Genomic DNA, 12,196 nt, shown 5'->3' with positions numbered 1-12,196 from the left:
TCCTTGCCACTCAACGTCTAAGAAGGCCGCGCAAAAAGGCTGGATTACCGGTGGTTTTCTGCCGTATGTCCGCTGCATAAAAGAGTTCTGAAAGCATGTCCCGATTAGTCATGAAATTCGGCGGTACATCCGTCGCCGATCTTGAGCGCATAAAAAATGTGGCCCGCCATGTTCAGCGCGAAATCAACGCTGGCCATCAGGTTGCTGTTGTTGTGTCCGCCATGTCCGGCAAGACCAATGAGCTTGTGGGTTGGTGTCGCGAGGCAAGCCCGTTTCATGATGCGCGCGAATATGACGCCGTGGTGGCCTCCGGAGAACAGGTTACGGCAGGTTTGCTGGCCATGACGCTGCAGAATATGGGTGTGGATGCGCGGTCCTGGCTGGGCTGGCAGATACCGATTCTGACAGACGGCGCCCATGGGGTTGCTCGCATTACGGACATTGACGGGACGCGGCTGATCGAGCGTCTGGAAATCAACCAGGTCGCGGTTATTGCCGGCTTTCAGGGCATTGGCCCTGACAACCGGATTTCCACGCTGGGACGGGGCGGGTCGGACACCAGTGCGGTTGCCATTGCAGCAGCAGTGAACGCAGACCGATGTGATATTTATACCGATGTGGATGGGGTTTATACAACCGATCCACGCATGGTGCCAGGTGCCAGGCGCATGGACCGTGTGGCCTTTGAAGAGATGCTGGAGATGGCTTCTCTGGGTGCGAAAGTGCTGCAGGTCCGTTCTGTCGAGATGGCCATGGTGCATAATGTGCCCATGTTTGTGCGGTCCAGTTTTGATGATCCGGACTCAATCGATTCCAGCCCTGGCGCAACACCGCCCGGCACCCTGATTTGTGATGAAGAGGCTTTTATGGAACAGCAATTGGTGACAGGTATTGCCTACAGCAAGGATGAAGCAAAAATCACTTTGCGCAGGGTTGCTGACAGGCCAGGTGTCGCAGCTGCGATCTTCCTGCCCTTGTCTGAGGGCAATGTGATTGTGGACATGATTGTCCAGAATATTTCTGAAGACGGTAAAACAACAGATATCACCTTCACTGTGCCGCAAGCGGATTACGCCCGTGCGCGCAAGGTGATTGATGAACAGCGCGAATGCGGCGAGATCATCTGCGAGCTTGTTTCCGGCTCCGAAGATGTGGTGAAGGTTTCTGTCATTGGCATTGGCATGCGGTCGCATGCTGGTGTTGCGGCCCAGGCTTTCAGCTCTCTGGCTGAAAAAGGCATTAACATTCAACTTATCACGACCTCCGAAATCAAGATTTCGATTTTGATCGATGCAGCCTATACTGAGTTGGCTGTACGGTCCCTGCACAGCCTTTATGGCCTCGACAAGCCGCAGGACTGAGGGATCGGCAGACAGTCTGTGTGACACATAATTGCACTCGCAATGTTGTAGAGACACTGTTCGTCATGCGGGCCGGGTAAAGGCATGCAGGCCAGGTAAAGGATTGAGGCACACATGAGTTATAAGCCAGAAGGATGACGCGGATGCCTGGTGCCACAGCAGGTCCGCGCCTTTTGCTCCGCAGCCTTCGGGCAACCATGGCGGAATCGATTGGCGCGCAGGAGCGACTGGATAAGGTCGCCAGCCTGATTGCGTCCAATATGGTGGCTGAGGTCTGTTCCATTTATGCCTTGCGGACAGACCGTGCGCTTGAACTTTACGCCACTGAGGGCCTGAACCGGGATGCGGTCCACAAGACAACCCTGCGCGTTGGCGAAGGACTTGTGGGTCTGATTGCCGCTAATGCGCGACCGCTTAATCTGCCTGAAGCGCGCAGCCACCCGCAATTTGCCTATCGTCCGGAAACCGGCGAGGATTTATATCATTCCTTTCTGGGCGTACCTATTTTGCGGGCAGGGCGCACACTGGGCGTGCTGGTGGTGCAGAACGCCACCCAGCGCGGCTATGCCGAAGATGAAGTCGAAGCGCTTCAGACCACGGCCATGGTTATTGCCGAAGTTCTGGCATCTGAAGAATTATCCGGCCTTTCGGGAGCGGGGGGCGATCTGGACATTCGTCGTTCCAGTCATTTCGCCGGCACCACCCTGTGCGAAGGGATCGGTCTTGGGACTGTCGTGCTGCATCAGCCCCGCGTGGTGGTGACGGAGCTGATTGCTGAGGATATCCCAACTGAATTGCGCCGCCTTGATGCGGCAATTGCCAGCTTGCGTCTGTCGGTCGATGACATGCTGGCACGGGGAGATATGGCGGCTGGTGGTGCGCATCGTGATGTGCTGGAAGCCTATCGCATGTTTGCCAATGATCAGGGCTGGGTCCGGCGCATCAAAGAGGCCGTGCAGTCCGGCCTTACAGCCGAAGCCGCTGTTGAACGGGTCCAGAACCAGACCCGGGCGCGTATGAAGAGGCAGGCCAGTGATCCTTATCTTCTGGACCGGCTGCATGATTTTGAGGATCTGGCAAACCGCCTTTTACGCGTGCTGATGGGCAAGCCCCAGACCGACATGACGGCAGAATTGCCAGAAAATGCAGTTCTGATTGCACGCACAATGGGCGCTGCAGAACTGCTGGATTATGACCGGTCAAATCTGCGTGGTCTGGTGCTGGAGGAAAGTGCGCCCACAAGCCATGTCAGCATTGTGGCCCGCGCGCTTGGCCTGCCCAGTGTCGGGCGTGCCATCGACGTGGTGGCTTTGGCTGAATCCGGCGATGACATAATCATCGACGGTGATGCTGGCGAGGTGCATTTGCGCCCGACGCCGGAAGTTGTTCATTCCTATGGCGAAAAGGTTCGCTTTCGCGCCAAGCGCATGGAGCGGTACCGAGCCAACCGGAACCTGCCAAGTGTCAGCAAGGACGGTGTGCATGTCGAGTTGCTGATGAATGCCGGTCTGCTGGTTGATATGGACCATCTGGAAGAGGCTGGCGCTTCAGGAATCGGCCTGTTCCGCACGGAATTGCAGTTCATGGTGGCGTCATCCTTTCCCAAAATGGCGGAACAGCAGGCGCTTTATGAGCAGGTTTATGAGCATGCAAAAGGCAAGCCTGTAACCTTCAGATCCATTGATGTGGGCGGAGATAAAGTGCTGCCCTATCTGCGGATGGATGTGGAAGAAAATCCGGCTATGGGCTGGCGGGCGATTCGTCTGGGTCTTGATCGGCCGGGTCTGATGCGCGCCCAGATCAGGGCATTGCTGCTGGCGGCGAAAGACAATGAGTTGCGCTTGATGTTTCCCATGATTACCGAGGTTTCGGAGTTGAGGAAAGCCCGTCTTGCCGTGGAACGCGAGATTGATCACGTTCGGCGTCATTATGAGGTTGAGCCGCCAAAATTGCAGATGGGCGCGATGCTGGAAGTCCCCTCGCTGCTGTTTCAGCTCGATGAATTATTTGAAGTGGCGGATTTCATATCGGTTGGGTCAAATGATCTGCTGCAGTTCATGACGGCCAGTGACCGTGGCAATACGCGGGTGGCGGAACGTTTTGATCCGCTGGGCAGTCCTTATTTCCGGGCGCTGAAGCAGGTAACGGAAGCTGCTGACAAAGCAGGAAAATCCTTGTCTCTGTGTGGAGATATGGCCGGGCACCCCTTGGCGGCCATGGCATTGCTTGGCATTGGTTTCCGGCAGATTTCCATGTCACCGGCACAAATTGGTCCTGTGAAGGAAATGCTTCGGGCATTGCCTGTTCAGGAGCTTCAGGACAAGTTTGCCGAATGGCTGAACGACAGTTCCGGTGTGCCGGGATTGCGCGGATTGCTGGAAGACTTTGCGAAAGCACATCAGGTGCCCTATTAGGGGCGGATCAGTTTTGTCTTCAGTTCCATAACCAAGTGATCCCATGTCATCTGTCTCACTGCCTCAGGAAAAGCTCAATGCGCTTGTCAATCGCCTCAGTGTGATTGAAGCGGAGATGGTGCATAATCCCGATCCGGAGAAATATGTCGCTCTGTCGCAGGAATATGCGGAACTGGATCCGGTCGTTGCGCAGATACGAACGCTGAAGGCTGCTGAATCCGAATATGCGGATTTGCAGGAGATGCTCTCCGATCCCGAGACTGATGCGGATATGCGCGCCATGGCGCAGGAAGAAGCGCGCGCGCTTGCAGAACAGCTTGAGGTGCTTGGTCATGAAGTGCGTCTGCTGCTGCTGCCCAAGGATGCGGCTGATCAGAAGAATGCCATGCTGGAAATCCGGGCGGGTACAGGCGGAGATGAAGCGGCGCTGTTTGCAGGTACCCTTTACCGTATGTATGAGCGCTATGCGGCCAACCATGGCTGGACGGTGGAATTGATTTCCGCAAGCGAAGGCGATGTGGGTGGCTTCAAGGAAATTATTGCCAAGATCTCTGGTAAGGGCGTGTTTGCCAAGCTGAAGTTTGAATCCGGTGTGCATCGGGTTCAGCGCGTTCCGGAAACGGAATCGGGAGGCCGTATCCACACATCAGCCGCTACGGTGGCCGTGCTGCCGGAAGCACAGGAAGTGGATATTGAAATCCGCACAGAAGATTTGCGGATTGACACAATGCGGGCCTCCGGTGCCGGAGGACAGCACGTTAACACCACCGATTCGGCAGTGCGTATAACCCATATTCCAAGCGGCGTTGTGGTGGTGCAGGCCGAGAAGTCGCAGCATCAGAACCGGGCCAGAGGTATGGAAGTTCTTCGAACGCGGCTCTATGACATGGAGCGCCAGAAGCTGGCAGATGAGCGTGCTGAAAGCCGCAAGGGTCAGGTCGGATCAGGTGATCGGTCAGAACGCATCCGGACCTATAATTTTCCGCAAGGGCGGGTGACGGATCACAGAATCAATCTCACGCTCTACAAACTGGAAAAGGTGATTGTAGGCGAGGCCCTTGATGAGGTGATTGATGCATTGATCACCGAAGATCAGGCCGAACTTCTGGCAAGCCTTGGTGACGAGGCCTGATGCAGCAGGCCGACCAGCCTTTGGCGGTTTTGCCTGGTGACAATCTTACAGTTGCTCTTCAGACAATGCGCCTGATTATAGAGCGCGGGCTGAAGGCCAGAGAAATATTTATCGATTGTGGTCTGGATGCCCGGATGCTGCTTTTGCATCACATGCAATTATCTCATGCCGAACTGATTGCAGCGCCGACGCATCCGCTAACGGAACGTGACGCAGACGCGCTTACAGAATTGGCAACATTGCGAGGTGCGGGAGTTCCGGTCGCACGGCTTGTGGGTGAGGCGGAATTCTGGAGCCTGCCATTTTATCTGTCAGATGACACGCTGGTGCCGCGCCCGGATAGTGAGTTGATAGTGGAGGCTGCATTGTCGCGCATTGGCGATGGTGCGACCCGCATTCTGGATGTTGGAACCGGAACAGGTTGTTTGCCGCTGGCCATCTTGTCGGAGCGACCGCGCTCCACGGCTCTGGGCGTTGACATCAGCCAGGGGGCTTTGACGGTGGCGGAGAGAAATGCGCGACGTCTTGATGTGGCCAGCCGGTTTTCCACCTGTCTCAGCGATGTTTATGATGGCATCCCAAAGACGGATGTTTTTGATGTAATCCTGTCTAACCCACCCTATATAATGAGCAACGTGATCGATGGTCTGGACACAGAGGTTCGGGATCACGATCCCCTTGTAGCACTTGATGGTGGCAGTGACGGCCTTGATGTATACCGACCTTTGATCGCCAGGGCCGCCCTGTTTTTGCTGCCTGGAGGCTATCTGATTGTTGAAATTGGATATGATCAAAGCTCATCTGTGAGTGCCCTGATGAGGGAAGCCGGGTTCAAGCCTGAGCTTTTGCACGATCTTGCGGGGCATCCGCGCGTGCTGATAGGGCACAAAAGCGAACCAAATTGACAAAAAAACAGCTTTTTGGGTGGTTTTCTCAGGATAAGCCTTGAAAAGTGGCGGAATCAGTGGCTTAGTCTGCGTGTTGGGAAGCGAACAATGAATGCTCGCTTCGATTACATCTCAGACGACAGTCTTCGATTTTTCTGCAGCTCGACTTGTTGGGGCCCAGAAGAATCCGTGCTGATCTCCCAAGATGTGTTCGGTTCTATAACTGACCACGATTTGGGGATTTCATGCAGGCGGGTCTTGCGGAGCATTTTGTTTCAATTTGACCCGAGCCTTTATGGCGCACCGGAAATCTGACCGTCTGAGTTGAGGCAGGAACAGAGCCTATTTGAATCTCATTGACCGACTGCTGATTGATGTCCGGCATGTATGTATTTGCCTTTTTGGGACATTAGCCACGGATTATTGGTGTGATGAATATTGGCTATAGGAGCCGCATGGCCCGAGGGCAGCGGAAGATAAACACTTGGAGGTTAGCTCTGGAATGAACCGGGTTTCTAACAGAGACGCGTCTTCGCGGAACAATCAGAATCGTCAGCGTAATCGTGGGCGTAACAACAACAATAACAACAGCAACAGCAACAGCAATAATAACCGCCGTGGCCCTAATCCGCTACAACGCAGTTATGAAAGCAATGGCCCGGATGTAAAAATTCGTGGCAATGCCATGCAGGTTGCCGAGAAATATCTGACGCTGGCACGTGATGCGCAGGTTGCGGGTGACCGGATTCTTGCTGAAAATTACATGCAGCATGCAGAGCATTATTCCAGGATTATTGCTGCGGCCCAAGCCGCCAATCAGCAAACGCAACAGGCCCAGCAGGCGCAGCAAAACCAGCAACAGCAGGACAATCCTCAGCAGCCATCAAACAATGAGCAGCTGAACGGTTCAGGCCCGCAGCCGGGTTTGGAGGCGTCTGACACTGATAAGTCGAAAGACAATGCGCCGGATAATGAAAGCGCTTCTTCTCAAGAAGCTGCAAGCGAGACCGGACAGGTTGTTGCTGCTGCTGCTGAGCCAACTGAGGCAGCCCCTGTTGAGGCGAAGCCACGGCGTGCCCGACGACCCAAGACCGAAGCAAGCCCGACCGTTGAAGCCGTTGCTGATAGCCCGGCGCCGGAAAAACCGGTTCGCAAGCCGCGGACACGCCGCCCAAAAGCAGAAGAACCTGAATTGGCGACGCAACCGGATGCTGTCGAATAGCAGGTTCGGGTCTGGCTTCCAGGTCTATTCAAGTTTCTGGATCAAGTTTGAAAACGCGCCTTGCTGAACAGGGCGCGTTTTTGTTTAAGAGAATCGCTGCAGCCTCTTTTGTGGCTGATTAGCAACACTATATAAGGACAGCACCGGCAACCGATCGGTGTGCGGACGCTGCTTTGCGGGTCCGTCTCTTTTGTTTTCGCGTCATATGCCAGTTGGGTGTGATGTGTTTCTGGAGTGTTATTATGAACATTGATACTTATTCCGACCGTCTGCGCGGTTTTGTACAGTCTGCTCAGGGCAATGCCCTTGCTGCAGATCATCAGCAATTTTCCCCCGAACATCTTTTGAAGGTTCTTCTGGATGATTCCGAAGGACTGGCAGCCAGCCTTATCCAATCTGCTGGTGGTGATGTGGCGCGGGTGCGCATGGCCAATGACGCAGCTTTGGCGGCTTTGCCAAAAGTTACCGGCGGCTCTGGGCAGCTTTATATAGCTCCGGCTTTGGCCAAAGTGTTCAAACAGGCTGAGGACAATGCCAAGAAGGCTGATGATTCCTTTGTAACCGTTGAACGTGTGTTGCAGGCACTGGCCATGGTCAAAGCCGCAACAACCTCCAAAAGCCTGTCCGACGGGGCGGTGTCTGCTCAGGCTCTGGGGCAGGCCATTGACGCTTTGCGGCAAGGCCGGACAGCTGACAGTGCCAATTCTGAAGGCAATTTTGATGCGCTGAAGAAATATGCCCGCGATCTGACCCAGGATGCCCGTGACGGCAAGCTTGACCCGGTTATTGGCCGGGATGATGAGATTCGCAGGGCCATTCAGGTTCTGTCCCGACGCACCAAGAACAACCCGGTTCTGATCGGCGAGCCAGGTGTTGGTAAAACCGCGATAGCGGAAGGCCTGGCACTGCGTATCGTCAATGGTGACGTGCCGGAATCTTTGAAAGACAAGTCCCTTCTGGCGCTGGATATGGGCGCGTTGATAGCTGGCGCGAAATATCGCGGTGAGTTTGAAGAGCGGCTGAAATCTGTGCTCAATGAAGTGCAGCATGCTGCAGGCAAGATCGTGCTGTTCATTGACGAGATGCACACATTGGTGGGCGCCGGGAAGGCGGACGGCGCCATGGATGCCTCCAACCTTTTGAAGCCTGCTCTGGCGCGGGGTGAATTGCACTGTGTGGGTGCCACCACGCTGGATGAATATCGCAAACATGTGGAGAAGGATGCGGCCCTGGCCCGCCGGTTCCAGCCTGTGCTGGTGGGTGAGCCGACCGTTGAGGACACAATTTCAATTCTGCGTGGCATCAAGGAAAAATACGAGTTGCATCACGGGGTCCGGATTTCCGATTCCGCACTTGTCTCTGCGGCCAATCTGTCGAACCGCTATATCACAGATCGGTTTTTGCCAGACAAGGCGATTGATCTGATGGATGAGGCGTCTGCGCGGTTGCGTATGCAGATCGACAGCAAGCCGGAAGCACTGGACGAGCTGGACCGCCGCATCATTCAGTTGAAGATCGAACGAGAAGCACTGCTGAAAGAGACCGATCAGGCGTCCAAGGACCGGTTGGAAAAACTGGAAATCGATCTGGTCAATCTGGAAGAAGATGCGTCCGCGATGGCCAGCAAGTGGAATGCGGAAAAGGATAAATTATCGGCCGCCCAAAAGCTGAAGGAAGAGCTGGATGAAGCCCGTTCTGCGCTTGAAAAGGCGCAGCGTGAAGGCAATCTGGCGCGTGCCGGGGAACTGGCCTATGGCGTTATTCCTGATCTGGAAGCCGCGTTGCAGGATCAGGACGACGATTCTGACTCTGTGCAAGAGGGTTTTCTGGAAGAAGCCGTCATGCCCAATCACATCGCCCATATTGTGTCACGCTGGACAGGTATTCCGCTGGAGAAAATGCTCGGCAGTGAACGGGAAAAACTGCTGACCATGGAAGATGATCTGGCAGCCCGTGTGGTTGGCCAGGGCCGCGCAGTCAAAGCTGTGTCTACGGCTGTCAGGCGGGCGCGCGCTGGCTTGCAGGACCCGAACCGGCCCTTGGGATCATTCATGTTTCTGGGGCCTACGGGTGTCGGTAAGACTGAACTGACCAAGGCACTGGCGGAGTTTCTGTTTGATGATGAAACAGCCATGACCCGGCTTGATATGTCGGAGTATATGGAGAAGCATTCGGTTGCCCGTCTGATCGGGGCGCCTCCCGGCTATGTGGGTTATGATGAGGGCGGTGCGTTGACAGAAAGTCTGCGGCGGCGGCCCTATCAGGTGGTCCTCTTCGATGAGATTGAAAAGGCCCATCCGGATGTCTTCAATGTGCTGTTGCAGGTGCTGGATGATGGCCGTTTGACCGACAGTCAGGGCCGGACGGTGGATTTCCGCAATGCCATCATCATCATGACGTCGAACCTTGGATCAGAGTTTCTTCTGGCCGATACAGATGATGTCATTTCCGACGAGACGGAAGGTCTGGTTATGAGCGCAGTGCGCAGCCATTTCCGTCCGGAATTCCTCAACAGGATCGACGATATCGTGCTGTTTGATCGCCTGCGCCAACAGGATATGGGCGCGATTGTCGATATCCAGATCAAACGTCTGGATGCCCTGTTGGAAGACCGCAAGATTGTCCTTGAACTGAGTGATGGTGCCAAAAAATGGTTGGCCGATAAAGGCTTTGAACCAGCTTATGGAGCGCGTCCATTGAAACGGGTCATTCAGAAATATCTGCAGGATCCGCTGTCCGAGAAGATTCTGGGCGGTGAGGTCATTGATGGAGCCGAGGTCAAAGTGGACGATGGCACAGACCGCTTGTTGTTGACGGTGCAATAAAAAATTCAAAACCCCGCCTTATGGCGGGGTTTTGTTTTTAGAAATTTTTGACTGGTCGCAGCAATCTCAGTTTGACGCTGCGGCTACTGTTGCTTCTTCATTCAGTGCAATAAGAGATGTAATGCGCTGGCGTTCTTCGTGGAACTTGGCCAGCATTTCGCCTTTCAGAACCCGCCCTCTGGGCAGTTTGATTTTCATCGGGTTCACGGGGCGCTTATTGACCAGCACTTCATAGTGAAGGTGAGGGCCGGTGGAGAAGCCGGTGGAACCGACATAGCCAATCAGCTGTCCCTGACGCACGCGTGCACCGGCCTTGATGCCTGATGCAATTTTGCTCATATGAGAATAAGTGGTCTCATAGCGGTTGGCATGCTGCAGACGGATATGGCGGCCATATCCGCCATTCCATTTCGCCATTTTAACAGTGCCATCGCCAGCCGCGTAAATTGGCGTGCCGCGCCCTGTGGACCAATCCACGCCAGTGTGCATTTTGAAGACGCCGGTAATGGGATGTTTGCGCATACCGAAAGGAGAACGGAAGGCACCCTTGGCAACGGGCTTGCGCATCAGAAACTTTTTAGCACTGCGCCCTGAATCATCATAATAGTCGACAAAGCCATCATCAGGTGTCCGGAACCGGTAAAACTGTTTGGTGTTTCCAGCCAACGTTACCTCTGCAAACAGTACATGCCCGTTTTCATCGCTACCCGCATTGGGTGTGGAATGCAGAACGGAAATGGAATCGCTGGGTGTGATGCGCTTCTGGAAGTCCAGATCATAGGTAAAGATGCGTACGACATCAGCAACGAGTTCCTGAGGCATCTCAAGCGAGAGGCCTGTTTCATAGAGGCTGTCATACAAAGTCGGCAATTGACCGGGGATGGGCTTTGCGTCAGCAATTTCGCCAAGGTCCGCTTCCAGATAAGGCTCGGCTGCGCCAACAAACTCACCACTGTCGTTGAGAGCGACACTGCCCAGATGCTCACGTCCCTGATAGATGGACACGCGTACCGGGCGCACCCGGTTGCTGCCGTCTTCCGCTGTCGCTATGGCGATCCGAATTTTCTGGCCGGGTTTGATCTGGGTGATTGCATGGGCATTGATCAGTGCATCTACGGCGCTGGCGACTTCCGTCTGGTCAGCATCGTGTTTGGCCAGAATTCCAGAGAGTGTGTCGCCCTCTGCAACGTCAACAATGCGTTCCTCATATGAGAAATTCCCGCCGGTATCCCCGTATTTCTCGATGAAGGATACATTTTCCGGAATGATTGTGATGTTGAAGGGGTCAGCCATCGGTGCATTGGCCAGGTCGACGGGCTCCGAGCCAACATCTGGCATGCCGATGCCTTGTGGGTTCATGGCTGCAACGCTGATCGCATTGGCATCCTCGCCGTTCAGGAAGCGGCCAATCTCGTTAATGTCGGACATGACATCCGCTTCGCTGAGCAGTACCGCTGTATCAACAGCGCCCATGGCAAGCGGGAAGGGGCGAACCTGGATGGATATCTCGCCATCCACCTTTGCGGTGGTAATGATGGGCAGGGCTTCCTGGCGGGCATCGGGCTGGTCTTCTGTATAGACCGTCAGTGGATTGAAGTTAGGAATTTCGCTGATGCGGTCGCTGGTTTCCAGGGCAAGCGGTGCCTTGATGTGCACAAAGGGCTTAACGCGGATAAAGTCGCGATTGCCTTCCCGGTTGACGGTCGAGACCTGAATAACGCGCCGGGCCGGCTTCTCCTTGATTTCCGGACGGAAGCGATTTCCCTTGCCGCTGTTCGCAAGTGTAGAGGCAGATTGGGAAATTGGCTGGCCGCCCTGAATGAGTGATCCGCTCAGGGCTCCCGTTGGCTGAGCGCTTTCATGAGTTGCATCAATAGCGGCGAACAAAGCGCCGCCCATAAGAACAACTGACGTAATACCTGTCAGAACCGTTCCGGCAAACCAGCGCATATTGACATGACGACGATCCGGCACGCGCAGGCGCGTATCAGTTGTCATCAACGGGGCATCAGTTCCTACATCCACGGATACACGCAATTGCTGATCACGTTTGCGGCGGAACTCTGAGACGGATGGTGACATAAAGCTCTTGATTCACTTTTGCGTATGGAAGCGCGCGTTAAGCGCACCTTTATAGACCAAGACCTGATAAAGCCGCAAGCGCAGGTCTTGTGTAGACTACGCCGATATGAGCTGTAAAAGAGGCAGACTTATGTCTTGGAGAACGCAGGTCTTAAAGTTTACGCACAGCACCCTATATATAATGTCGGCGACAGACTGAAACTTTTGAATTGTGAATCTTTTGTCGAGCATGTGGATAAAGCGAAACGGCTGAATTCTGCCGTTTAATTTGGC

At 54.6% G+C, this 12,196-nt stretch carries 7 protein-coding genes; 6 read left to right on the top strand and 1 reads right to left on the bottom strand.

Going from position 1 to position 12,196, the window contains the following annotated elements:
* Positions 1-95: 95 nt before the first annotated feature.
* The 6 genes from RAL91_RS24620 to clpB all read left to right on the top strand — a co-directional run bounded on the left by RAL91_RS24620 (position 96) and on the right by clpB (position 9,841).
* Positions 96-1,361 (top strand): aspartate kinase, encoded by a 1,266-nt coding sequence (locus tag RAL91_RS24620; protein ID WP_306258857.1) that lies wholly within the window; start codon positions 96-98, stop codon positions 1,359-1,361.
* Positions 1,362-1,504: 143 nt separating this feature from the next.
* Positions 1,505-3,775 (top strand): phosphoenolpyruvate--protein phosphotransferase, encoded by a 2,271-nt coding sequence (ptsP, locus tag RAL91_RS24615; RefSeq protein WP_306258856.1) that lies wholly within the window; start codon positions 1,505-1,507, stop codon positions 3,773-3,775.
* 43 nt (positions 3,776-3,818) lie between these two features.
* Positions 3,819-4,907, top strand: coding sequence for a peptide chain release factor 1 (gene prfA, locus RAL91_RS24610; RefSeq protein ID WP_306258855.1), 1,089 nt, complete (start codon positions 3,819-3,821; stop codon positions 4,905-4,907).
* Positions 4,907-5,812: a peptide chain release factor N(5)-glutamine methyltransferase gene (prmC, locus tag RAL91_RS24605; protein ID WP_306258854.1), complete on the top strand. Its 906-nt coding sequence runs from the start codon at positions 4,907-4,909 to the stop codon at positions 5,810-5,812. Before prfA ends, prmC begins: the two co-directional genes overlap by 1 nt.
* A 484-nt stretch (positions 5,813-6,296) precedes the next feature.
* Positions 6,297-7,016 carry a DUF4167 domain-containing protein gene (locus RAL91_RS24600; RefSeq protein ID WP_306258853.1) on the top strand — a complete coding sequence of 240 codons (720 nt, stop codon included), beginning with the start codon at positions 6,297-6,299 and terminating at the stop codon, positions 7,014-7,016.
* 242 nt (positions 7,017-7,258) lie between these two features.
* Positions 7,259-9,841, top strand: a complete 2,583-nt coding sequence (gene clpB, locus RAL91_RS24595; RefSeq protein WP_306258852.1) for an ATP-dependent chaperone ClpB — start codon at positions 7,259-7,261, stop codon at positions 9,839-9,841.
* A gap of 66 nt (positions 9,842-9,907) precedes the next feature.
* Here the strand turns inward: clpB and RAL91_RS24590 are convergent, their stop codons facing one another.
* Positions 9,908-11,923, bottom strand: coding sequence for a M23 family metallopeptidase (locus RAL91_RS24590; RefSeq protein ID WP_306258851.1), 2,016 nt, complete (start codon positions 11,921-11,923; stop codon positions 9,908-9,910).
* Positions 11,924-12,196: the final 273 nt, after the last annotated feature.

It is taken from the genome of Pararhizobium sp. IMCC21322, assembly GCF_030758295.1.
Classification (GTDB): domain Bacteria; phylum Pseudomonadota; class Alphaproteobacteria; order Rhizobiales.
The sequence above is the reverse complement of the archived record's forward strand: the minus strand, read 5'-3'. Positions and strand labels throughout refer to the sequence as shown.